The 21,766-nt window shown below is 69.7% G+C and carries 20 protein-coding genes and 1 other RNA gene; 11 read left to right on the top strand and 10 right to left on the bottom strand.

The genetic code is table 11. The annotated features are described in order from the left end of the window. Window positions 1-26: 26 nt before the first annotated feature. From AC5Y4Q_RS14060 to AC5Y4Q_RS14045, 4 genes are all read right to left on the bottom strand, one after another. Entirely contained in the window at window positions 27-836 is an 810-nt protein-coding gene (locus AC5Y4Q_RS14060; protein WP_064920770.1) for an oxygenase MpaB family protein, read from the bottom strand. Window positions 837-916: 80 nt separating this feature from the next. Continuing rightward, complete coding sequence (locus tag AC5Y4Q_RS14055; protein ID WP_064920769.1) at window positions 917-1,756, bottom strand: SURF1 family cytochrome oxidase biogenesis protein; 840 nt, start codon at window positions 1,754-1,756, stop codon at window positions 917-919. Then, a complete protein-coding gene (locus tag AC5Y4Q_RS14050) occupies window positions 1,756-2,250 on the bottom strand; it encodes a low molecular weight protein-tyrosine-phosphatase (protein WP_064920768.1) in 495 nt (164 codons plus the stop codon). The genes AC5Y4Q_RS14055 and AC5Y4Q_RS14050 overlap by 1 nt, the downstream gene beginning before the upstream one ends. Further along, window positions 2,243-2,914 carry an HAD-IA family hydrolase gene (locus tag AC5Y4Q_RS14045; RefSeq protein ID WP_064920767.1) on the bottom strand — a complete coding sequence of 224 codons (672 nt, stop codon included), beginning with the start codon at window positions 2,912-2,914 and terminating at the stop codon, window positions 2,243-2,245. The genes AC5Y4Q_RS14050 and AC5Y4Q_RS14045 overlap by 8 nt, the downstream gene beginning before the upstream one ends. A gap of 53 nt (window positions 2,915-2,967) precedes the next feature. Between AC5Y4Q_RS14045 and AC5Y4Q_RS14040 the strand changes: the two genes are divergently transcribed. Genes AC5Y4Q_RS14040 through AC5Y4Q_RS14030 form a run of 3 tightly spaced genes read left to right on the top strand, consistent with a single transcriptional unit; the run spans window position 2,968 to window position 5,960 of the window. Continuing rightward, a complete protein-coding gene (locus tag AC5Y4Q_RS14040) occupies window positions 2,968-4,101 on the top strand; it encodes a Nif3-like dinuclear metal center hexameric protein (protein ID WP_064920766.1) in 1,134 nt (377 codons plus the stop codon). After that, window positions 4,098-4,832, top strand: a complete 735-nt coding sequence (locus tag AC5Y4Q_RS14035; protein ID WP_064920765.1) for a zinc ribbon domain-containing protein — start codon at window positions 4,098-4,100, stop codon at window positions 4,830-4,832. The genes AC5Y4Q_RS14040 and AC5Y4Q_RS14035 overlap by 4 nt, the downstream gene beginning before the upstream one ends. 9 nt (window positions 4,833-4,841) lie before the next feature. Next, entirely contained in the window at window positions 4,842-5,960 is a 1,119-nt protein-coding gene (locus AC5Y4Q_RS14030; protein WP_064920764.1) for a bifunctional RNase H/acid phosphatase, read from the top strand. A gap of 6 nt (window positions 5,961-5,966) precedes the next feature. Here AC5Y4Q_RS14030 and AC5Y4Q_RS14025 read toward each other — a convergent pair whose 3' ends face one another. The 3 genes from AC5Y4Q_RS14025 to cysK are packed head-to-tail and all read right to left on the bottom strand — an operon-like array spanning window position 5,967 to window position 8,111. Then, a complete protein-coding gene (locus AC5Y4Q_RS14025) occupies window positions 5,967-6,542 on the bottom strand; it encodes a helix-turn-helix domain-containing protein (protein WP_064920763.1) in 576 nt (191 codons plus the stop codon). Window positions 6,543-6,581: 39 nt separating this feature from the next. After that, complete coding sequence (epsC, locus tag AC5Y4Q_RS14020) at window positions 6,582-7,166, bottom strand: serine O-acetyltransferase EpsC (protein WP_064920762.1); 585 nt, start codon at window positions 7,164-7,166, stop codon at window positions 6,582-6,584. A 9-nt stretch (window positions 7,167-7,175) separates the two neighbouring features. Beyond that, a complete protein-coding gene (gene cysK, locus AC5Y4Q_RS14015) occupies window positions 7,176-8,111 on the bottom strand; it encodes a cysteine synthase A (protein ID WP_064920761.1) in 936 nt (311 codons plus the stop codon). A 230-nt stretch (window positions 8,112-8,341) separates the two neighbouring features. Here cysK and AC5Y4Q_RS14010 point away from each other — a divergent pair, with 230 nt between their 5' ends. Next, window positions 8,342-9,301 carry an NAD(P)/FAD-dependent oxidoreductase gene (locus AC5Y4Q_RS14010; RefSeq protein WP_064920760.1) on the top strand — a complete coding sequence of 320 codons (960 nt, stop codon included), beginning with the start codon at window positions 8,342-8,344 and terminating at the stop codon, window positions 9,299-9,301. After that, window positions 9,294-9,926 carry a class I SAM-dependent methyltransferase gene (locus AC5Y4Q_RS14005; protein WP_064920759.1) on the top strand — a complete coding sequence of 211 codons (633 nt, stop codon included), beginning with the start codon at window positions 9,294-9,296 and terminating at the stop codon, window positions 9,924-9,926. Before AC5Y4Q_RS14010 ends, AC5Y4Q_RS14005 begins: the two co-directional genes overlap by 8 nt. A gap of 7 nt (window positions 9,927-9,933) precedes the next feature. Here AC5Y4Q_RS14005 and AC5Y4Q_RS14000 read toward each other — a convergent pair whose 3' ends face one another. Beyond that, window positions 9,934-10,653 (bottom strand): 2OG-Fe(II) oxygenase, encoded by a 720-nt coding sequence (locus AC5Y4Q_RS14000; RefSeq protein WP_064920758.1) that lies wholly within the window; start codon window positions 10,651-10,653, stop codon window positions 9,934-9,936. Window positions 10,654-10,711: 58 nt separating this feature from the next. Between AC5Y4Q_RS14000 and rnpB the strand changes: the two genes are divergently transcribed. Both rnpB and AC5Y4Q_RS13990 read left to right on the top strand, forming a co-directional pair. Beyond that, window positions 10,712-11,098: RNase P RNA component class A (gene rnpB / locus AC5Y4Q_RS13995), an RNA gene on the top strand. Between the two features lie 303 nt (window positions 11,099-11,401). Next, window positions 11,402-11,863, top strand: a complete 462-nt coding sequence (locus AC5Y4Q_RS13990) for a hypothetical protein (RefSeq protein ID WP_064920757.1) — start codon at window positions 11,402-11,404, stop codon at window positions 11,861-11,863. 85 nt (window positions 11,864-11,948) lie between these two features. Here the strand turns inward: AC5Y4Q_RS13990 and AC5Y4Q_RS13985 are convergent, their stop codons facing one another. Together AC5Y4Q_RS13985 and panB are read right to left on the bottom strand one after the other, a co-directional pair. Then, window positions 11,949-13,367: a CYTH and CHAD domain-containing protein gene (locus tag AC5Y4Q_RS13985; RefSeq protein ID WP_064920756.1), complete on the bottom strand. Its 1,419-nt coding sequence runs from the start codon at window positions 13,365-13,367 to the stop codon at window positions 11,949-11,951. A 56-nt stretch (window positions 13,368-13,423) separates the two neighbouring features. Beyond that, entirely contained in the window at window positions 13,424-14,263 is an 840-nt protein-coding gene (gene panB / locus AC5Y4Q_RS13980; RefSeq protein ID WP_064920755.1) for a 3-methyl-2-oxobutanoate hydroxymethyltransferase, read from the bottom strand. 157 nt (window positions 14,264-14,420) lie between these two features. Between panB and AC5Y4Q_RS13975 the strand changes: the two genes are divergently transcribed. From AC5Y4Q_RS13975 to AC5Y4Q_RS13960, 4 genes are read left to right on the top strand one after another with little or no spacing between them, the layout of a single operon-like run. Then, window positions 14,421-15,803, top strand: coding sequence for a WS/DGAT/MGAT family O-acyltransferase (locus AC5Y4Q_RS13975; protein WP_064920754.1), 1,383 nt, complete (start codon window positions 14,421-14,423; stop codon window positions 15,801-15,803). A gap of 50 nt (window positions 15,804-15,853) precedes the next feature. Further along, window positions 15,854-17,395 (top strand): alpha/beta hydrolase, encoded by a 1,542-nt coding sequence (locus tag AC5Y4Q_RS13970; protein ID WP_064920753.1) that lies wholly within the window; start codon window positions 15,854-15,856, stop codon window positions 17,393-17,395. Between the two features lie 20 nt (window positions 17,396-17,415). Further along, a complete protein-coding gene (gene glnA, locus AC5Y4Q_RS13965) occupies window positions 17,416-18,756 on the top strand; it encodes a type I glutamate--ammonia ligase (protein ID WP_064920752.1) in 1,341 nt (446 codons plus the stop codon). A gap of 12 nt (window positions 18,757-18,768) precedes the next feature. Then, a complete protein-coding gene (locus AC5Y4Q_RS13960; protein WP_064920751.1) occupies window positions 18,769-21,762 on the top strand; it encodes a bifunctional [glutamine synthetase] adenylyltransferase/[glutamine synthetase]-adenylyl-L-tyrosine phosphorylase in 2,994 nt (997 codons plus the stop codon). Window positions 21,763-21,766 lie beyond the last annotated feature (4 nt).

Below are 21,766 nucleotides of genomic sequence, written 5' to 3'. Positions count from 1 at the left end.
CCCCAGGATGGCATGGTGCCGGCGGGTCAGACGACGCGCATACCGTTGCGGGCCCGAAAACGCATGTCCCACAGGTACGCCCGGTACCCCAATATCCATGCCTGGTGGGGGATCAGCCGGTCGGCCACTCGTAGCGCGGACAGCAGCCATTCGAACCGGCGTTGCTGCGACGCCGACCAGTCCAGCTGCATCAGCTGGCGAAACTCCGGCGGCAAGAACCCCGTCGTCGCGAACAAGTTGAGCGGGCCGGCCAGCCGCAGTGGCCAAGGCAGGAACACCATCGACGCCACCCCGTGCAGATGCTCACGCACCGGGGGATCGATGCGCAGCGCGTCGAGCGAGCGTTTCCAATACTCGTCGAACGCCGCGCGGTCCTTCGGCCACATCTCATCGCGGACCTGCAAGGTGGTGCCCAGCTTCTTGGCGTCGGCGTAGACCGCATCGGCGGCGGCGTCGTCGAGCGGGCCGTGCAGGAACTCGTGCTGGTCGACGAAGTAGCGGTACAGGCAGGCCGCCACCCACAGCTGCAGCGCGGGGTCTAACGCGTTGTAGCGCACCGGGCTTTCGGCCGTGGACCGCACCTGCCGGTGCGCGGTGTCCACCGCAGCGCGGTAGACCTCCCGGTCGTGGTCGGTGCCGATGGTCGCCACCGCCAGGTAGGTGCCGGTGGTGCGGGCCCGCTTGAACGGATGCTTGTAGACATTGCCGCTGTCCACCCGGCTCTCCTGCACGCCGTAGCCGACGCCGGGCAGCGAGAGCTGCATGATCACGTTGGCGGCCGGCATCAGCATCGCCGCGGGATTCAGCAGGTCGACGACTCTGGTGGCCCGTCTCATCGGGGCTGCTCCATGGGTGCGAGTATGCCCGAATACCGGGACGAATACGCCGCACTCGGGCGGTTCTGACAGCGAGTGGCTCAGCGGCGGCGCCCGTACCGGTCAGCCAGCTTCTGCTCGACGGTCATCGGCGGGGCGGGCTCGTCGGCCGCGGCGGCACCGGCATCGGACCCGGTGTCGGCTCGCTCCGACCGGCGGGCGCGCACCTCGGCGTAGGCGAAATAGCCCAGGCCGATCGGGGCCAGGATCCCGAACGCGATCCACTGAATCCCGTAGGACAAGAACGGCCCGGCATCGCGGCGCGGGAGCGCGATCAGCCCCAGCCCACCCGGCTGGTCCTCGACCAGCTGCAGGTAGGAGCCGGTCAGCGGAACCTTGGTGAATGCCGCAATTTGCTCGGTATTGATCGAGTACACCTGGCGGAATCCGTTCTCGCTGAACGGATTCTTGGCCGGCGCCTGCGAATCCCGCAGCCGCCCCGTGATCGTGACTTGGGTGTCCGGCGGCGGCGGAATCTGCGGCATCCGGGTGCCGCCGTCGTCGGTGCGCACATAGCCGCGGTTGACCAGTACGGTCGGCCCGCCCCGGACCGCGAACGGCGTCAGCACCTCGACGGCCGGTACCCCGTCGACCAGCCGTAACCGCACCAGCACCTGTGCCTCGGGGAGGTAGCGCCCGGTGGCGGTGACCGGCCGCCACTGCGCATCGGGTGCCGACGAATCCTGGTGTGGCAGCAACGTTGTCAGCGGCACCGGTTCCGCGGTCAGCGCGCGCTCGAGTTGGCTGTTGGCGCGCGAGGTGGCGGTGTTCTTGCCCAGTTGCCACGGCGCCAGCACGGTGAAGCAGAGATAGGCGAAGGCCACCACCACCAACGCCAGGGCCAGCCAGCTCGGGCGAAGGAGGAAGGCCAGGCGCCGCATCAGCCGCCCTCGCCGGACGCCAGTTGTGCGTCGACCCAGTCGTGCAGGCCGGGCAGCGCGGCCGCGATCACCGTGAACGCCTGCAGGAAGTCGTCGTGACCGCCGTAATACGGGTCGTCGACGTCGGGGACCGCCGCCCCGGAGCGCGGATCGAAGGACCGCAGCATCCGGATCCGCTCGGCCGGAATGCCCAGCCCCTGGAGCAGCCCGACGTGGTTGCGCCCCAGCGCCACCACCAGATCGGCCGCCATGTGGTCGGCGCCGACCTGGGCGGCGCGGTGGTCCACCGGATAGCCGTTGTCGCGCAGCACCCGGTTGGTGCGCTCGTCGGCGCCCTTGCCGACATGCCAGTCCGCGGTGCCGGCGCTGGTCACCCGCACCAGCTCACTCAGACCGCGCTGGGCGAGCTGGTGGGCGAACATCTTCTCGGCCATCGGGGAGCGGCAGATGTTGCCGGTGCAGACGAACGTGACATGCAGCGCCGGTTCAGACACCGAGCACCTCCCGCAGCTCGGCGACGGTCTGAACGCGGGAGAACGGGCCGGTCTCGGTGTCGTCGTAATCGGACTGGCCGTAGCCCCAGCCGACCAGCACGGTGTCAATACCGTGGGCCGCCGCGCCGTCCACGTCGTGACGCCGGTCGCCCACCATCACCACCCGGTCGGGCAGCGGGCCCAGTTGGTGCAGCGCGTGGGCCAGCACCTCGGACTTGGCCGCCCGGGCGCCGTCGGCGCTGGCGCCGGCGACGACCTCGAAAAACCCGTCAAGCCCGAAGTGGGCCAGGATCTTGCGCGCGGTCGACTCGACTTTGGAGGTGGCCACCGCCAACCGGACCCCGGCGGCCCGCAGGTCGGCCAGCAGCGCGGCGACGCCGTCGAACACGGTGTTCATCAACCAGCCGCGGCTGGTGTAGTCGGCCCGGTAGGCGGCGATCGCCGCTTCGGTCTGCTCGCCGAGGCTCATGGCGGCCAGTGTGTGGTGCATCGGCGGGCCGACGAGCCGCTGGGCCAGATCACCGTCGGGCACCGGCGCGCCGATGTGATCCAGCGCGTGGCGGAAGCTGGCGACGATCCCGGCCGCGGAGTCGGTCAAGGTGCCGTCCAGGTCGAAGATCACCAGTTCGGCGGTGGCAGTGGTCGTGCGCGTCACGGGGCCCATTGTCCCCGACGTGCGCGGCGGGCCCGCCGGGTGGCGCACTACTGTCTTGGAGTGTGACCGCGCGGCTGGCTGATGTCATCGACGTGCTGGATGCCGCCTACCCGCCGGAACTGGCCCACTCCTGGGATTCAGTCGGCCTGGTGTGCGGCGACCCCGACGACGTGGTGAGTTCGGTGACGGTCGCCGTCGACGCGACGGCGGCGGTGGTCGACGAGGTCCCCGAGAACGGCCTGCTGTTGGCCCATCACCCGCTGCTGCTGCGGGGGGTGGACACGGTGGCGGCGAGCACGCCCAAGGGTTCCCTGATACACCGGCTGATCCGTTCCGGACGTGCCCTGTTCACCGCCCATACCAATGCCGACGCGGCCGCCCCGGGGGTGTCGGATGCGCTGGCGGACGCGCTTGGGCTGACCGTGGACGCCGTGCTGGACCCGGCCGCGCGAAATCCCGACACCGACAAGTGGGTGATCTACACCCCCGTCGAGCATGCCGAGGCGGTGCGGGCCGCGGTGTTCGCGGCCGGCGCCGGTCATATCGGCGACTACGCACAGTGCAGCTGGAGCGTGACGGGCACCGGGCAGTTCCTCCCGGGCGACGGGGCGGCGCCGACGATCGGCCGGGTGGGCGCGGTGGAGCGCGTCACCGAGGACCGGGTCGAGGTGGTGGCCCCGGCCCGGGCCCGCGCGCAGGTCCGCTCGGCGCTGCTGGCGGCACATCCGTATGAGGAGCCCGCGTATGACGTCTTCGCCCTGCAGCCGCTGCCCGCCGGAGTCGGGATCGGCCGGATCGGCACCCTGCCGGCGCCGGAGCCGCTGAGCGCCTTCGTCGCCCGCGTTGCCGCCGGGCTGCCAGCGACCTCCTGGGGGGTGCGCGCCTCCGGGGATCCGGACCTGCCGGTGTCGCGGGTCGCGGTCTGCGGCGGCGCCGGGGACTCACTGCTGGCTGCGGCGGCCGCGGCCGGCGCCCAGGCTTACGTCACCGCCGATCTACGCCACCACCCGGCCGACGAGCACTCCCGCCGGTCGGCGGTGGCGCTGGTCGATGTGGCGCACTGGGCCAGTGAATACCCGTGGTGCGCGCAAGCCGCCGAGGTGCTCCGTTCGCACTTCGGTGCGGCCCTGCCGGTACGCGTCAGCGGGCTGCGCACCGACCCCTGGAACCTCGCGTGCGAAGGAGACCGACGATGAAAGCTGAAGTGGCACAGCAACGCTCGCTTCTGGAGTTGTCGGAGCTGGATGCTGAGCTGGCCCGGATCGCGCATCGGGCCGGTCATCTTCCCGAGCAGCAGGACCTGCAGCGCATCCAGGCCGATCACACGGCCGCATCCGACCGGCTGGCGGCGCTGCAGCTGGCGCTGGAGGACTTGGACGGCCAAGCCGCCCGCTTCGAAGCGGAGATCGACGCGGTGCGCCAGCGGGAGGACCGCGACCGCGCCCTGCTGGACTCGGGGCAGACCAACGCCAAGCAGGTCGTCGACCTGCAGCACGAGCTGGAGACGCTGCAGCGGCGGCAGGCCAGCCTGGAGGACTCGCTGCTGGAGCTGCTCGAACAGCGTGAGCAGCTGCAGGCCCAGGCGAGCGCCGAGTCGGCTGCGGTCGACGGACTCGCCGCCGACCTGGCCCGGGTGCAGCAGACGTTGGACACCGCGTCGGCCGAGCTCCAGACCACCCGTGCCCAGCGTGCAGCGAGCCGGGACGAGCTGGCCGCCGCGATCGACGCCGAGCTGCTGGCACTCTATGAGCGGCAGCGGGCATCCGGCGGCGTCGGCGCCGGACCGCTGCGGGGCGGGCAGTGCGGGGCCTGCCGGATCGAGATCGACCGCGGCGAGCTGGCGCGGATCTCTGCGGCTCCGCCGGAGGAGGTGCTGCGCTGTCCGGAGTGCGGTGCGATCCTGTTGCGGGTCAAGGACTTCGGTTAGTACGCGCGGATGAAGGTCATTGTTGAAGCCGACGGCGGGTCGCGCGGTAATCCGGGCCCGGCCGGATACGGAACGGTGGTGTGGTCCGCGGATCGCGCCGAGGTGCTGGCCGAAGCCAGGGAGTCGATCGGCGTGGCCACCAACAACGTGGCCGAATACCGTGGCCTGGTCGCCGGTTTGACCGAGGCGGCACGGTTGGGCGCCGCCGAGGTCGCGGTGTTCATGGACTCCAAGCTGGTCGTCGAACAGATGGCCGGCCGGTGGAAGGTCAAGCACCCGGACCTGATCCCGCTGCACCGGCAGGCCCGTGAATTGGCCGCGAAATTCGACCACGTCCGCTACAGCTGGATTCCGCGGGAGAAGAACTCGTACGCCGACCGGCTGGCCAACCAGGCGATGGATGCGGCGGCCGCACCGGCCGTTCAGGAGCTGGCCCTGGCCGAACCCGCGGAAGTGGACCGAGAGGAAGCCGAGAAGCCTGCGGCGCCAACGGCACCCGGCTGGACAGGCGCGACCGGCACGCCCACCCGCCTGCTGCTGCTGCGGCACGGGCAGACCGAACTGTCGGTGCAGCGGCGTTACTCCGGGCGGGGCAACCCGCCGCTGACCGAGATCGGCCGGGCACAGGCCGACGCGGCGGCGCGCTATCTCGCCGAGCGCGGGGGCATCGCCGCGGTGATCAGTTCGCCGCTGCAGCGCTGCTATGACACGGCCACCGCGGCGGCGAAGCTGCTGCACCTGGACGTGACCGTCGATGAGGACCTGACCGAAACCGACTTCGGGGCCTGGGAGGGCCTGACCTTCGCCGAGGCGGCCGCCCGCGATCCCGACCTGCACCGGCGCTGGCTCAAGGACACCTCCACGCGGCCGCCGGAGGGGGAGAGTTTCGACGCGGTGCAAAAGCGGGTGACGCGGGCGCGCGACCGGATCATCGCCGCGCACGGCGGCACCACCGTGTTGGTGGTCTCGCATGTGACGCCGATCAAGACCCTGCTGCGGCTGGCGCTGGACGCCGGCCCGGCGATCCTCTACCGGCTGCACCTGGATCTGGCGTCGTTGAGCATCGCCGAGTTCTTCGGCGACGGTCCTGCGTCGGTGCGGTTGGTGAACCAGACCGCCTACCTCTAGGGCGCCTCAGTCGTGCAGGTGCACCCGTTCGCCGTGGGCGCCGAAGATCATGATCGCCTCGGCCGGCCCGTCGACCGCGGCGAACCAGTGCGGGGTCCAGGTGGAGAATTCGACCGCCTCGCCCGGCCCGATCAGGAAATCGTCGTCGCCGAGCACCAGCCGCAGGCGGCCGGACAGCACGTACATCCACTCGTGGCCCTGGTGCACCGGTAACTGCGCGGGGCGGCGGCGCCGCACGCTGACCCGGATCTTGAAGGCATGCAGGCCACCGGCCGGACCGTGCCGGGTCAGCGGCCAGTAGGTGATGCCGTGGTGGGTCTGGGAGGCGCCGCGCACCCGCGGGTCGGGGCGTTCGGGGGCACGCAGCAATTCGTCGGTGCTGACCGCGAGGGCCTCGGCCAGCCTGGGCAGATGATCCAACGCCAGGCGCCGCTTGCCGGACTCCAGCCGGCTCAGCGTGGAGACGTCGATGCGGGCGCGGGTGGCCACGTCCTCCAGCGTCAGGCCCTGCTGGGTGCGCAGCTCACGCAGCCGTCGCCGCACCCGCAGGTCGACGCTGCTTTCCTCGTCGTTTGCCGACATGGCAAGCAAGCTTGCCACCTGGTGGCGGGGCGGGCAAGGTCAGATGTACATTGCCGGGTCGATGTAGGAGGTCGGGTCGACGCCCGGCTCGCGCTGGTTTTCGGTGCGGGCGCGCACCACCGCGGGGATGCCGGTGGCGATCGAATTCGCCGGCACGTCATGGGTGATGACGGCATTGGCGCCGATCGCGGAGTCATCGCCGATACGTAAGGGCCCCAGCACTTTTGCACCGGCACCGATGGTCACCCGGTTGCCCACCGTCGGGTGGCGCTTGCCTTTGTTCAGGGAGCGGCCGCCCAGCGTCACCCCGTGATAGAGCATCACGTCGTCGCCGATCTCGGTGGTCTCGCCGATCACGACGCCCATCCCGTGGTCGATGAAGAACCGCCGGCCGATGGTGGCACCCGGATGGATTTCGATCCCGGTGACCAGGCGGGTGACCTGGGAGAGCAGCCGGGCGGCGCCGCGGAGAGCCGGGCGGTGCCAAAGCCGGTGTGCCACACGGTGTGACCAGATGGCGTGCAGACCGGAGTAGACCAAGGCATTCTCGACATCCCCGCGTGCCGCCGGGTCATGCGCCCGCGCGTTGCGCAGGTCTTCGCGTACAGCCGATAGCAGGCTCATGGTGTGTGATTATTCCCTGATGTGCTCGAACAGCGGGGTCGAGATGTAGCGTTCGCCGAAGTCGGGGATGACTACGACGATGAGTTTGCCGGCATTTTCCGGGCGTTTGGCCAATTCCAATGCGGCCCAGACGTTTGCGCCCGCAGAGATGCCACCGAGGATGCCCTCGGCGGTGCCGAGCTCGCGGGCGACCTGGATGGCGTCCTCGAACGTGACATCGATGATCTCGTCGTAGACCTCCCGGTCGAGCACCTCAGGCACGAAATTCGGTCCGAGGCCCTGGAGCTTGTGGGGTCCGGGGTCGCCGCCGTTGAGGATCGGGGAGTCTTTCGGCTCGACCCCGACGATGCTGACCTCGGGCTTGCGTGCCTTGAGGGCGTGGCCCACGCCGGTCAGCGTGCCACCGGTGCCGATGCCGGCGACGAAGATGTCGACGGCGCCTGCGGTGTCCGACCAGATCTCCTCGGCGGTCGTCGTCGCATGGATCTGCGGGTTGGCGGGGTTGGCGAACTGATCGGCGGCGACGGCGTTGTCGGTCTCGGCGATGATCTGCTTGGCCTTGGCCACCGCGCCGGACATCCCCTCGGAGCCGGGCGTCAACACGATTTCGGCGCCGAAGGCGCGAAGCATCACCCGGCGTTCGGTGGACATCGTGTCCGGCATGGTGAGGATCACCTTGTAGCCGCGCGCCGCACCGACCATCGCCAGCGCGATGCCGGTGTTGCCGCTGGTGGCTTCGACGATCGTTCCGCCGGGCCGCAGCTCACCGGAGCGCTCGGCGGCGTCGATGATCGCCACCCCGATCCGGTCTTTGACGCTGCTGGCGGGGTTGTAGAACTCCAGCTTGGCCACGACCTGGGCGTCGAGGCCGTCGGTCAGTCGATTGAGCCGCACGAGCGGGGTGTGCCCGACCAGTTCGGCGACGTTGTCGTAGATCCTGCCCATAGGAGACCTTATCTCTCGCTGCTCGTCCGGTACCGCGTGGCTACTCCAGGTAAACAGACCCCGTAAACGATGCTAGGAGCCGGGCTCGGCGGTATGGCGAACGGCCCAGAAGAAGGCCTCGCGTCCGACCTGCAGGGGCCCTGGCACGCCGATCGACCGACGCCCGCGCCATTTGCCTAACTAGCAAATTGGGTTGCCACCTTCTGGGGCCGGCCGGAATGCTCGGATGCATGAATGAAATCTGGGACTGCATCGTCGTGGGCGGCGGGGCGGCCGGGCTCAGCGCGGGGCTGGTGCTGGGCCGAGCCCGGCGCACCACGCTGGTGATCGACGCGGGGGAGCAGAGCAACTTGGCCGCCACGGGCATCGGCGGCCTGTTGGGCCATGACGGGCGTCCTCCGGCCGAGCTGTATGCGCTGGGCCGCGGCGAACTCGCGTCCTACGGTGTGCAGGTCCGCTCCGGCGAGGCGACCGGCATCGAGCGCGGGGAACGGGGTTTCGTCGTGCGCTTGGCCGACGGCACCAGCCATCGGGCCCGCCGGTTGCTGCTGGCCACCGGCATGGCCTACTTGCCGCCGGCGCTACCCGGTGTGGATGAGCTGTGGGGCCGTTCGGTATTCCACTGCCCGTTCTGCCACGGCTGGGAGGTGGCCGATCAACCGCTGGCGGTGCTGGCCCGCGGCGACCGCGCGGTGCACCTGGCGCTGTTGTTGCGGTGCTGGAGCGACGACATCGTGGTGCTCGGCGACGGTTCGGTCGAGCTCGACGACGCCGGCCGCACCCGACTGGCCGCTGCCGGCATCGAGATCGACGAGCGGCCGATCGCGGCGCTGGAGGCAGCCGAGGGGGAATTGGCGGCGGTGGTGTTCGCCGATGGCAGCCGACTGGCGCGACGCGGGCTGCTGGCCGCAACGGGCATGCGGCAGCGTGATCGGCTCGCCGAGTGCCTCGGCGTGGACATCACCGGACCCGGCCCCGCCGCCGAAGACCCGGTCGGCGTGGACCCGCTGTGCCGCACGTCGGTTCCCGGGGTGTTTGCCGCCGGCGACCTGACCGGGGAGATGCCGCAGGTCGCCGCCGCGATCGCGGCGGGTTCGCGGGCGGCAGCGGCGGTGGTACAGAGCCTGGCCGCCGACGACTACGGCTTACCGCTGCCAGGGGTGGCCACCGGAGCGCTGAGCGATGACTGAGTCGGTACAGGACGCGCGGGAGTTCTGGGAACAGTTCTACGGCGGCGACGAGCGGGTCTGGAGCGGGCAGGTCAACCTCCGGCTCGCCGAGGTCGCCGCTGATCTCGCGCCGGGCCGGGCACTGGACCTGGGCTGCGGCGAGGGCGCGGATGCCATCTGGCTGGCCGAGGACGGTTGGCAGGTGGTCGCCGTCGACGTCTCCGCCAACGCCCTGGACCGGGCCCGGGCCGCTGCGCAGAAACGGGATGTGTTGTCCCGCATCAGCTTCCAGCGTCATGACCTGTCGACCAGCTTCCCGGACGGTCGGTTCGACCTGGTGTCGGCACAGTTCCTGCACTCCCCGGTGCGGCTGGACCGCGAGACGGTGCTGCGTCGCGCCGCCGATGCCGTCGCGGTGGGCGGGCGGCTGCTGATCGTCGACCACGGCGCCGCGCCGCCATGGGCCGGCGAGCAGGCTCATGACCATCGGTTCGCCACGGTCGAGGAGGTGCTGTCCGATTTGCACCTCGACGAGGCGCGCTGGGAGCGGTTGCGGGCGGAGCCGGTCGACCGCGACGCTCTCGGGCCCGACGGTCAGACCGCGACCCTGACTGACAACGTGATCCTGCTGCGCCGCACCGGATAACGCGGCCTCACGCGGCGTCGTGGAAGATCAACCCGAGGGTGTAGCGCTCGCCGGAGCGGATGGCCGAGACGCCATGGCGCACCGGTGCCGTCGACCAGCCCCGGGTGGAACGCACCGGCCGGTCGCGGGTGGTGAACACATAGCCGTGCCCCTGCGGCAATTGGGTGGCGGTGCCGCGGGATTGGGCTCGCGGCCGCTGTTCGACCAATAGGAACTCACCGCCGGTGTAGTCGGTGGCCGGATCGGACAGGTTGATCACCACCTGCAGCGGAAATACCAAGTCACCGTAGAGGTCGCGGTGCAAGGCATTCCAATCACCTTGACCGTAATGCAGCATCAGCGCGGTGGGTTTGGTCTGCCCGGCCGCATGGCAGCGCTGCAGCCATTCGTCGAAGTCGTCCGGCCAGGGCGCGTCGCGTCGCAGCCGGGCCGCCCAGTCCCGGGCGATCGGCAGCAGGTGCGGATACAGCGCCCGCTTGAGCGCATCGACGGGATCTGGTGCCGGCGCGGCGAAGTACCGGTATTGGCCGGAGCCGTAGCGGTGGCGCTGCATGTCGACGGTGGCGCGGAAGCGCTCATCGTCGGCGTAGATCCGGCGCAGGCGCGCGGCCTCGGGCACCGTCAGCAGCCGGGGCAGCAGCGCGCCGCCGCAGTCGTCGAGTTCGGCGGCGATGGCATCCCAGTCGCCGGCGTCCACCCGCTTTTGCCACGGTGTTGTTACGCCCACGGCGCCATCATGCCGGTTGGCCTGCGCCGACGCTTGGCGGTACGGTGATCAGCGCGGACGAGTTGGCCGGGCGGCCGCGGCGCGCGCAAGCGGGTCGAGGAAAGTCCGGACTTCACAGAGCAGGGTGATTGCTAACAGCAATCCGAGGTGACTCGCGGGATAGTGCCACAGAAAACAGACCGCCACCGCCAGGTGGTAAGGGTGAAACGGTGCGGTAAGAGCGCACCAGCGTGCCGGGTGACCGGTACGGCTCGGTAAACCCCACCCGAAGCAAGGCCAAGAAGGCCGCACTGCGGTGCGGTCGCGCAGGTGTTTGAGGGCTGCTCGCCCGAATCTGCGGGTAGGCCGCTTGAGGTACCCGGCGACGGTGTGCCCAGATGGATGGTCGCCGCCGCGTCGCGTAAGCGGTGCGGAACAGAATCCGGCTTACAGGCCAACTCGTTCGCCCTGCAACGTTGACCAGCGCGTTTACCCCTTCGAGGCGGTGCCGGTACGCAGCGGAATCACCGAGCACCGAGTCGATAGCCTCATGGGTCGGGTCGTCGGAGTCCGGCCACCAGCCCCGGGCGTGGGGCTGCGGTCGGGTACCGGCGTCAACCCGATGGGTTGAACGAACGGCAGCGTGCGGCTGCTGCCATGCGTGCGATACGGCGCGGTGAATACGCCGGGGGAGCGCAGGCAGGCGGTGTGAACACGCTGCCGTCGGCCACTCTGCGGCCGCAAGCATTGCGGGCTAACTTTTTCGTCCATGACGAACGAAGAGCAACTCCGGCAGATCGCCAGGGACGTATTCCCGGACTGGTCGCGGCCGCCCAGGATCGTGGTTGAGCAGATCGGCGAGCTGGTTAGGCGATGGCCGGTTGACGGCTTCGCCCGCGAGACGTTGCCAGATCAGCAGTGCCGTCTTGTGTGGATCGACAGGCACGTGATCGGACAGCTGGACTACATCGCGGACGCTGCGGAGGAGCAGGATCTGGATGCGCTGATCCGGCCGCTGAGCCAGGTCACCGGGGTCGACATCAACGCCTATGGTTCGGCGGACGCTTTCGGGGAACGAACGTACCGGCGCGCAATGGTGGTGCGCTTTGCATCGGGAACTGCGATTGAGGTCGACACGGCCCAACACACGAACGACAGCCTTCGTGGTAACGCCGACCGGTTCATCGATCGGGTACTCGACGCACTGGCGGGAACATCCGCGGGGGAATAGGTGCCCTCGAGGTAGGGCAGCGCCCCCAACCCGCTGGCTGGGGCGGTGGCAGCTGGGGTGGCGACGATGGCATGAGGGTCGAGCCTCACTGAACCGCCCGGTCGAGTTTGCGCAGTGCAGGCCTCAACTTCGCCCGGCTCTGCGCAGCCAGCTCGGCCTCCCGGGCATACAGCAGCCCGTAGGTGAAGGTGTCCTGGCCGGCGGCCAGCGCGGCATCCGCCTGTTGAAGCAGATGCGCCCGGCTGACCACGCTGTCCTGGTGGTCGCCGAGCAGACTCTGAATCGCCTTCGCCCGCTTGGCGATCTTCTTCTCATTCGCGGCTGCGGCGGCGTACCGCAGCCGCTTGGCGGCCTTGCGGATCCGGTGCAGCGCCGCGTCGCGGTCGGCGGCCGTCTTGGCGGCCTTCACCGCCTTGCGCAGCCGCCGGTAGGCGATGTCGACGGTGGCGTACCGCTCGGCGGCCGACGCGTTGACCAGATCGTCGAGGCCATCGAGCAGCCGGAAGTACCGCGGGGAGCGCATCGCGGCCAGGCTGCGTCGTCGTCCTGTCTGGTAGCGGCGCAGCGAACCGTCGACCAGCCGTTCGCCCACCGGCCCACGGACCAGTTCTGGCCTCAGCTCGTCGAGCGCCTGCTGATAACGCTGGGCCAGGACCTCGGCGTCGCGGGCGACACCCAGCACCGCACCCAATTCCCGCAATTCGCCGAGCAGCTGGGCGTGCGCCGACTCCTCGCCGTGCAGCAGGCTGCGGATCCGTCGGATCGTCACCCGCATCTGATGAACCGCATCATCGGCGTCGGCACGCATCGCGCGATCGGCGACCAGCAGTTGCTCGATCTGCTCGGCCAGCGCCCGATGTAGGCGATCGGTCGGGTGCGCGGGCACCGCCGGCGCGCCGAGCACCCGGGCCAGTTTGGAGCCGTAGCCGGCCGGCCCGGCGCCGGTGTCGAGCAGCCGGTGGCTCAGCCGGTCCAGCAACTCGAGGTCCCCGTAGCCCAGTTCCAGTTCCCATTCCCGCCAGTGCTGTTCGGTTTGCTCGTGCTCGGAGCCTTCGGCCGAGGCGGTGACCTGGTCGTCGCAGAACTCAGCCAGCACCTCGCCCCGATCGTCGCGCAGCACCACCACGCTGCGGGCGGTACAGATTCGTGCCACGGGTGCCAGCGGCTGATCCCTGACGATCGCTGCCACCGTGTCGAGCAGGTCGTTCGGAATCTCCGGGCCCAGGGGTGCGCGCACCTCGGTGCGGGTGTCCGGCCCGGTAGGAAGCTTCAGGTGCCAGCCCGGGTCGGGACCGCCGGTGCGCCGGCGCAACGTAACTCGTCGGGCCGCCAGGTCGTGACCGGGTGTATCGAAGTACACGGCCGCAAGCGCCTGCTCCGGCAACTGCTCAACTCGGGCGACCCCGGCGATGTCGTCGAAGGACGGCGAGGTGGCCGACGCGTCAACGTCGAATTTGCGTTCCACCTCGCGATATTGGGCGGTGTTCGGGTCGGTTGCCGACACGCCTCCAGCCTGTCACATCCGGACCGCCCCGACACCGCGTTCTCAAAGCAGTCGTTCTAGAAGCAGTGCTCCTCGGCGGGGAAGGTTCCGGCCGCGACCTCTTCGGCGTATTGCGTTGCCGCGCGGTGCAATTCAGCGCCCACCTCGCCGAAGCGCTTGACGAATCGGGCGGTTTTACCGGTGGTCATCCCCGCCATGTCCTGCCACACCAGCACCTGGGCGTCGCAGTTGGGGCCGGCGCCGATCCCGACGGTGGGAATGGTCAGCTTGCCGGTGATCTGGGTGGCCAGCTCGGCCGGCACCATCTCCATCACCACCGCGAACGCTCCGGCTTCGGCCACCGCGATCGCATCATGAATGGTCTGCTCGGCGGCGTCACCACGGCCCTGCACCCGGTAACCGCCCAGCGTGTTCACGCTCTGCGGGGTGAAGCCGATGTGGGCCATCACCGGGATCCCGGCCGCGGTCAGCGTCGCGATCTGGTCGGCCACCCGCTCACCGCCTTCGAGCTTGACCGCGTGCGCGCCGCCTTCCTTCATGAACCGGGTGGCGGTGGCCAGCGCCGCCGCCGGGCCGCCCTCGTACGAGCCGAACGGCAGGTCGGCGACCACCAGCGCATGCGGGGCGCCGCGCACCACCGCGCGCACCAGCGGGAGCAGCTCATCGATCGTGATCGCCACCGTGGTGTCGTAGCCGTAGACCACATTGGCCGCCGAGTCGCCGACCAGCAGCACCGGGATGCCGGCGTCGTCGAAGATCCGGGCGGAGGAGTAGTCGTAGACCGTGAGCATCCCCCATTTGCGGCCCTCGGCCTTCATCTGCTGCAGATGATGAACGCGGGTCTTCGGAGCAATGCGGGCAGGTTCGGGCGAAGAGCCATAAATGTGCTCAGACATCGTTGTCCCTTGAAGTGGTCGGGTCGATCCTCGAAGCCCTAGCCGGGTCCCCGGGTCGTCTGACAGCAGCCAGTGTGCCACCTGCGCCCGCACAGCTGAACCAGCAGGTGGAGTGGATTTCCTCACAGTTGCATCGCACCGGCCTACGATCAGCGGCATGCAGTGGCTCAGCGGGCTCGACGCCAGTTTCCTGTACTTGGAGACTCCGCAACAGCCGTTGCACGTCTGCTCGATTCTGGAGCTTGACACGGCCACCATGCCGGGCGGCTACCGCTTCGAGCGGCTCCGCGACGAACTTGCGCAGCGCATCACCGCGATGCCGCAGTTCCGGGAGAAGCTCGCCGACAACCCCCTCAATCTCGACCACCCGGTCTGGGTGGAGGACCGCGATTTTCACATCAACCGCCACGTGCACCGCATCGGGTTGCCGCCGCCGGGCGGGCGGGTGGAGCTGTCCGAAATCGCCGGGCACCTCGTGTCGCTGCCGCTGGACCGCACCCGGCCGCTGTGGGAGTCGTGGGTCATCGAGGGCCTGGACGGCAGAGCCGACGGCCGCATTGCGGTGCTGATGAAGATGCACCACGCCGGCGTCGACGGGGTCACCGGCGCGAACATGCTGTCGCAGATGTGCAGCACCGAGATCGACTCCCCGCGTCCAGAGCCGGTCGAGGGTCCCGGCGATGCCAGTGGGCTGGCGATCGTGGCGGGCGGGCTGGTCCGATTCGTGAGCCGGCCACTCAATCTGGTCAATGTGTTGCCGCGCACCGTGTCATCAGTGGCCAAGACGGTGCAGCGGGTGCGTACCGGCGAGACGATGGCGGCGCCGTTCGCCGCGCCGCAGACCGCGTTCAACGCCAGTGTCAGCGCCCACCGCAACATCGCCTACGCCCAACTGGATCTGGACGACATCAAGAAGGTCAAGGACCATTTCTGCGTCAAGGTCAACGACGTGGTGATGGCCCTGGTGTCAGGCGGGTTGCGGAGGTTTCTGGGCGACCGCGGCAAGCTGCCGGAGTCGTCGCTGGTGGCCATGGTGCCGGTGTCGGTGCACGGCAGGTCCGACCGCCCGGGCCGCAACCAGGTCTCCGGCATGTTCTCCCGCCTGGAAACGCAGATCGCCGACCCCGCAGAGCGGCTCAAGGCGATTTCCGAGGCCAACGCGGTGGCCAAGCAGCACAGTTCGGCGATCGGGGCGACCCTGCTGCAGGACTGGTCGCAGTTCGCCGCGCCAGCGGTGTTCGGTGTCGCCATGCGCCTTTACGCCAAGACCCGGCTCACCTCGGCCCGCCCGGTGCACAACCTGGTCATCTCCAACGTCCCGGGCCCGCAGGTGCCGCTGTACTTCCTGGGCTGCGAGATCACCGCGATGTACCCGCTGGGGCCGATCTTCCACGGGTCAGGGCTGAACGTGACCGTGATGTCGTTGAACGGCCACCTCAACGTCGGTTTGGTCAGCTGCCCCGAACTGCTGCCGAACCTGTGGGAACTTGCTGACGACTTCACCCTCGCGATGAACGAACTGCTCGACGCCACGCGCTGAGCGCCCCGGTGTCGGACTGCGCCCAGCGGTGCATGGCAGCATGTGGTGTCATGACCCCGCCGACCCGCCGCGACAGGATCGCGCGTACCGCCCTGACCTGCCTCGCGATCGCGGTGGTGGCCCTCACGGTCGGCAGCTGCACCCGGATGACGCCGGGCCATGCGGTGCTGGCCGCGCCACGGCTCGGCCAGCCGGTCTCCTGGGACAAGTGTCGATTCACCGCCGACACCAACATCAAGGTGCCCGACGACGCGCAGTGCGGCTTCATCGCGGTGCCGGTCGACTACTCCAAACTGCAGGGCGACATCGCGCGGTTGGCCATGATCCGCTTCCCGGCCACCAAGGACAAGATCGGTTCCCTGGTGATCAACCCGGGCGGGCCGGGGGAGTCCGGGATCGAAACCGCGGTGGGCCTGGTTTCCACGCTCCCGCGCAAGGTCCGCGAGCGCTTCGATCTGGTCGGGTTCGACCCGCGCGGGGTGGCGTCGAGCCGGCCGGCGGTCTGGTGCAACTCCGACAAGGAGAACGACCGGCTGCGGGCCCTCAACCAAGTCGACTACAGCCCGGCGGGTGTGGAGCGTATCGAGAACGAGACCAAGGACTACGTCGCGCGCTGCCTGGAAAAGACCGGCGAAGAGTTTTTGGCCAATGTCGGCACCGTCAACGTCGCGCGCGACCTCGACGCGATCCGGGCCGGGCTGGGCGACGAGAAGCTGACCTACCTGGGCTACTCCTACGGCACTCGAATCGGCGCGGCTTACGCCGAGGCCTACCCGCAGAACGTCCGCGCGATGATCCTCGACGGCGCCGTGGACCCGAACGCCGACCCGATCGAGGAGGACCTGCGCCAGGCGCAGGCCTTCCAGGGGGCGTTCGACGACTTCGCGGCGGACTGCGCCAAGGAACCGGAGTGCCCGTTGGGAACCGACCCGGCCAAGGCCGTCGACGTCTACCACAGTCTGGTGGACCCGCTGGTGGACAAGCGCGCCAAGACCAAGGATCCGCGCGGGCTCAGCTACAGCGACGCGATCGTCGGCACCATCATGGCGCTGTACTCGCCGACGTTCTGGACGCACCTCACCGATGGGCTGTCGGACCTGGCCGACGGACGCGGCGACATCATGCTCGGGCTGGCCGACCTGTACATGCGCCGCGATGCCAACGGCCACTACACCAACGCCACCGACGCCCGGGTGGCGGTGAACTGCGTCGACCAGCCCCCGGTCACCGACCGCGCCAAGGTGATCGAGGAAGACCGCCGCTCGCGCGAGCTGGCGCCGTTCATGAGCTACGGAAAGTTCACCGGCGACGCGCCGCTGGGCACCTGTGCGTTCTGGCCGGTGCCGCCGACCACCGAGCCGCACACCATCTCGGTACCGGACCTGCCGCCGACGATGGTGGTGTCCACCACCCGCGACCCGGCCACCCCCTATCAGGCCGGCGTGGACCTGGCCAAGCAGCTGCGCGGGGGCCTGCTGACGTTCAACGGAACCCAGCACACGGTGGTGTTCCAGGGCAACGAATGCGTCGACGGCTACGCCACGCGTTACCTGGTCGACGGCACGTTGCCGCCAACCGATGCGAAGTGCTGAGCGCTGCTACGCTTCGCGGTATGGACCGTCAGAAGGAGTTTGTGCTCCGCACGCTGGAGGAACGCGACATCCGTTTCGTCCGGCTCTGGTTCACCGACGTTCTCGGATACCTGAAGTCGGTCGCGATCGCACCGGCTGAGCTCGAGGGCGCCTTCGAGGAGGGCGTGGGCTTCGACGGTTCGGCGATCGAGGGCTTCGCCCGGGTCTTCGAATCGGACATGGTCGCCCACCCCGACCCGTCGACGTTCCAGCTGCTGCCGTGGACGTCGGATAACGGCCGGCAGTACTCGGCACGGATGTTCTGCGACATCACCATGCCGGATGGTTCCCCGGCCTGGGCGTCGTCGCGGCACGTGCTGCGCCGGCAACTGGCCAAGGCCGGAGAACTGGGCTTCGCCTGCTATGTGCATCCCGAGATCGAGTTCTTCCTGCTGCAGCCCGGCCCCTACGACGGTTCCACGCCGGTGCCGGCCGACGACGCCGGCTATTTCGACCAGGCGATCCACGGCTCGGCGGCCAACTTCCGCCGGCACGCGATCGACGCGCTGGAAACCATGGGCATCTCGGTGGAGTACAGCCACCACGAGAACGCTCCGGGCCAGCAGGAGATCGACCTGCGTTACGCCGACGCGCTGTCGATGGCCGACAACGTGATGACCTTCCGCTACCTGATCAAGGAGATCGCGCTCAAAGAGGGGGTGCGGGCGTCGTTCATGCCCAAGCCATTCCGGGAGTACGCCGGTTCGGCCATGCACACCCACATGAGCCTGTTCGAGGGGGAGGTCAACGCCTTCCACAGTCCCGACGACCCCTTGCAGCTGTCCAACACCGCCAAGTCGTTCATCGCCGGAATCCTGGAGCACGCCAACGAGATCAGTGCCGTCACCAACCAGTGGGTCAACTCCTACAAGCGGCTGATCCACGGCGGGGAGGCACCCACGGCGGCGTCCTGGGGCGCGTCCAACCGCTCGGCGCTGGTGCGGGTACCGATGTACAGCCCGCACAAGACGTCGTCGCGGCGTGTCGAGGTGCGCAGCCCGGACTCGGCGTGCAACCCCTATCTGACCTTCGCCGTGCTGCTGGCCGCCGGCCTGCGCGGCGTGGAGAAGGGCTACGAACTCGGCCCGGAGGCCGAGGACAACGTGTGGGCGTTGACGCCCGAGGAACGCCGGGCGATGGGCTACCGCGAACTGCCCGGCACCTTGGAGCGCGCGCTTTCCGAGATGGAGAACTCCGAGCTGGTCGCAGAAGCGTTGGGGGAGCAGGTTTTCGACTTCTTCCTGCGTAACAAGCGCCAGGAGTGGGCGAACTACCGCAGCCACGTCACCCCCTACGAGCTGCAGAACTACCTGGCGCTCTAGCCCGGACGCCTGGTGGCCTACCCCGGAGCGCAGCGCCGCAAGCTGCCCAGCGTCGGGCGGTTGGGCTTGGTCGACCGGTACGCCGCGGCGGACCTGACCCAGCTGGGCTGGTACAGCTCCTACACCCAGCCGCATGTCGATGTGCTGTGGGCGCTGTCGCGAGCACCCGACGCCGACGCCGCGCTGCGCACCCTGGTAAGGCTGTCGGAGGCGCCGGGAATCGACTGGGCGGAACTGAGCGCGGCGCTGATGGCCGATCGCGGCCTGCGCGGGCGGCTGTTCGGGGTACTGGGATCCTCGTTGGCCCTGGGCGATCACCTCATCACCCATCCGCAGTCCTGGAAGCTGCTGGCCAGTACGGACGACGACTATGGGCTGGCCCTGCCCTCGGCAGATGCGCTGCGCGCCATGTTCTTGGACTGCGTCGCCGAGACGGCAGACGGCGGCTACGTCGAGCGGCTGCGGGCGCTGTACCGCGACCGGATCCTGGTGCTGGCGGCGCTGGATCTGGCCCCGACCGTCGAGATCCTGCCGGAACTGCCGTTCGTGACCGTCGGCGCGCATCTGGCCGATCTGGCCGACGCCGCGCTGGCAGCGGCGCTGCGGGTGGCCGAGAGGCTGGTCTGCGGCACCGATCCTGCGCCGCGCCTGGCCGTGATCGCGATGGGCAAATGCGGTGCGCGGGAACTCAATTACGTCAGCGATGTCGACGTCATCTTCGTCGCCGAGGAGGCCGACGCGGTGAGCAGCCGGATCGCCGGCGAGCTGATGCGGGTGGCCGGCGAGGCGTTCTTCGAGGTGGACGCCAATCTGCGGCCGGAGGGCCGCCACGGCGCGCTGGTGCGGACGTTGGAATCGCACGTCGCCTACTACCAGCGGTGGGCCAAGACCTGGGAGTTCCAGGCGCTGCTCAAGGCGCGCCCCGCCGCCGGTGACGCCGAACTGGGCCGAGCCTACGTCGACGCACTGCTGCCGATGGTCTGGACCGCCTGCGAGCGGGAGGATTTCGTCGCCGACGTGCAGGCGATGCGCCGGCGGGTGGCGCAGTTGGTGCCCGCCGAGATCCGGGCCCGCGAGATCAAGCTCGGCGCCGGGGGACTGCGCGACGTGGAGTTCGCCGTGCAGCTTTTGCAGTTGGTACACGGCCGCAGCGATGAGTCCTTGCACGTGGCCTCCACCGTCGATGCCCTGGCCGCGCTCGGCGCCGGCGGCTACATCGGCCGCGAGGATTCAGCGACTCTGACCGCGTCGTATGAGTTCCTCCGGCTGCTCGAACACCGGCTGCAGCTGCAGCGCCTCAAGCGCACCCACATGCTGCCACCTCCCGACGACGACGAGGCGTTGCGCTGGCTGGCCCGCGCCGCCCACGTCCGCCCGGACGGACGCCACGATGCGTTGGGGGTGCTGCGCGAGGAGCTCAAGGCCCAGAACCTGCGGGTGTCGCGGCTACACGCCAAGCTGTTCTATCAGCCGCTGCTGGAGGCGGTCGGCCCTGCCGGACTGGAGCTGGCCGGCGGCCTGACGCCCGGCGCCGCCGAACGCCAGCTGGCCGCACTCGGCTACGAGGCGCCGCAGAACGCCCTGACGCATCTGGCGGCGCTGACCAACCAGAGCGGCCGCCGCGGCCGGGTGCAGACCGTGCTGCTGCCCAAGCTGTTGTACTGGCTGTCGGACACGCCCAACCCCGACGCCGGCCTGCTGGCCTACCGCCGGCTCAGCGAGGCGATGGCCGCCCACCGCTGGTACCTGAGCACGTTGCGCGACAGCAGCGCCGTCGCCAAGCGGCTGATGCGGGTGCTGGGCACCTCGGCCTACATCCCGGAGCTGTTGATGCGGGCGCCCGACGTCATCCAGGCCTATGGCGACGGTCCGTCCGGGCCGAAACTGCTCGACTCCGAGCCGGACGCGGTGGCGCGGGCGCTGATCGCGTCGGCGGCCCGCTACGCCGACCCGGTGCGCGCCATCGCAGCCGCCCGCAGCCTGCGCCGTTTCGAACTGGCCCGGATCGCCTCAGCGGACCTGCTCGGCATGCTCGAAATCCGGGACGTCTGCACGGCACTGACCGCGGTGTGGGTGGCGGTGCTGCAGGCCAGTCTGGACGCGATCATCCGGGTCAACCTGCCCGATGATGACGGCCAGGCGGCCCCGGCGCGCATCGCCGTCATCGGGATGGGCCGGCTCGGCGGGCGCGAACTCGGTTACGGCTCGGACGCCGACGTCATGTTCGTCTGCGAGCCCACCGAGGGCGTCAGCGACGCCGACGCGGTGCGCTGGGCGACGTCGATCGCCGAACAGGTCCGCGCGCTGCTGGGCACCGCCAGCGCCGACCCCCCGCTGCAGGTCGACATCAACCTGCGACCGGAGGGCCGCACCGGCCCGCCGGTGCGCACCCTGGCCTCCTATGCGGCCTACTACGCCCAGTGGGCCCAGCCCTGGGAGATTCAGGCGCTGCTGCGGGCGCACTGGGTCGCCGGTGATGCGGACCTGGGCCGACGGTTTCTGCTGATGGTCGATGAGACCCGGTATCCGGCCGGCGGGGTGTCCGCCGACGCGGTGCGGGAGATCCGCCGGGTCAAGGCACGCGTCGACGCCGAACGGCTGCCGCGCGGCGCAGACCCCAACACCCACACCAAGCTGGGCCGGGGCGGGCTGGCCGACGTCGAGTGGACGGTGCAGCTGCTGCAGCTGCGCCACGCGCACCGGTTTCCGGCGCTGCACAACACCTCGACCCTGGAGACCCTGGACGCCATCGCCGCCGCCGGACTGCTCGAGGAAGACGACGTGGACCGCCTCCGCCAGGCCTGGCTGACCGCGACCCGCGCCCGCAACGCGCTGGTCCTGGTGCGCGGCAAACCCACCGACCAGCTGCCCGGGGCCGGGCGCGCGCTCAACGCGGTCGCGGTGGCCGCCGGTTGGCCCGGCGGTGACGGCGGCGAGTTCCTGGACAACTACCTGCGGGTGACGCGGCGCGCAAAGGCTGTGGTGCGCAAGGTATTCGGAGATTAGAGGA

It is taken from the genome of Mycobacterium sp. NGS16 (assembly GCF_059813225.1).
The sequence above is the reverse complement of the archived record's forward strand: the minus strand, read 5'-3'. Positions and strand labels throughout refer to the sequence as shown.

Bases quoted from the DNA above. Each gene is read 5' to 3' on its own strand.
- AC5Y4Q_RS14060 (WP_064920770.1), bottom strand. From the start codon at position 836: ATGAGACGGGCCACCAGAGTCGTCGACCTGCTGAATCCCGCGGCGATG.
- AC5Y4Q_RS14055 (WP_064920769.1), bottom strand. From the start codon at position 1,756: ATGCGGCGCCTGGCCTTCCTCCTTCGCCCGAGCTGGCTGGCCCTGGCG.
- AC5Y4Q_RS14045 (WP_064920767.1), bottom strand. From the start codon at position 2,914: ATGGGCCCCGTGACGCGCACGACCACTGCCACCGCCGAACTGGTGATC.
- AC5Y4Q_RS14035 (WP_064920765.1), top strand. From the start codon at position 4,098: ATGAAAGCTGAAGTGGCACAGCAACGCTCGCTTCTGGAGTTGTCGGAG.
- AC5Y4Q_RS14030 (WP_064920764.1), top strand. From the start codon at position 4,842: ATGAAGGTCATTGTTGAAGCCGACGGCGGGTCGCGCGGTAATCCGGGC.
- AC5Y4Q_RS14025 (WP_064920763.1), bottom strand. From the start codon at position 6,542: ATGTCGGCAAACGACGAGGAAAGCAGCGTCGACCTGCGGGTGCGGCGA.
- epsC (WP_064920762.1), bottom strand. From the start codon at position 7,166: ATGAGCCTGCTATCGGCTGTACGCGAAGACCTGCGCAACGCGCGGGCG.
- cysK (WP_064920761.1), bottom strand. From the start codon at position 8,111: ATGGGCAGGATCTACGACAACGTCGCCGAACTGGTCGGGCACACCCCG.
- AC5Y4Q_RS14010 (WP_064920760.1), top strand. From the start codon at position 8,342: ATGAATGAAATCTGGGACTGCATCGTCGTGGGCGGCGGGGCGGCCGGG.
- AC5Y4Q_RS14005 (WP_064920759.1), top strand. From the start codon at position 9,294: ATGACTGAGTCGGTACAGGACGCGCGGGAGTTCTGGGAACAGTTCTAC.
- AC5Y4Q_RS13990 (WP_064920757.1), top strand. From the start codon at position 11,402: ATGACGAACGAAGAGCAACTCCGGCAGATCGCCAGGGACGTATTCCCG.
- panB (WP_064920755.1), bottom strand. From the start codon at position 14,263: ATGTCTGAGCACATTTATGGCTCTTCGCCCGAACCTGCCCGCATTGCT.
- AC5Y4Q_RS13975 (WP_064920754.1), top strand. From the start codon at position 14,421: ATGCAGTGGCTCAGCGGGCTCGACGCCAGTTTCCTGTACTTGGAGACT.
- AC5Y4Q_RS13970 (WP_064920753.1), top strand. From the start codon at position 15,854: ATGACCCCGCCGACCCGCCGCGACAGGATCGCGCGTACCGCCCTGACC.
- glnA (WP_064920752.1), top strand. From the start codon at position 17,416: ATGGACCGTCAGAAGGAGTTTGTGCTCCGCACGCTGGAGGAACGCGAC.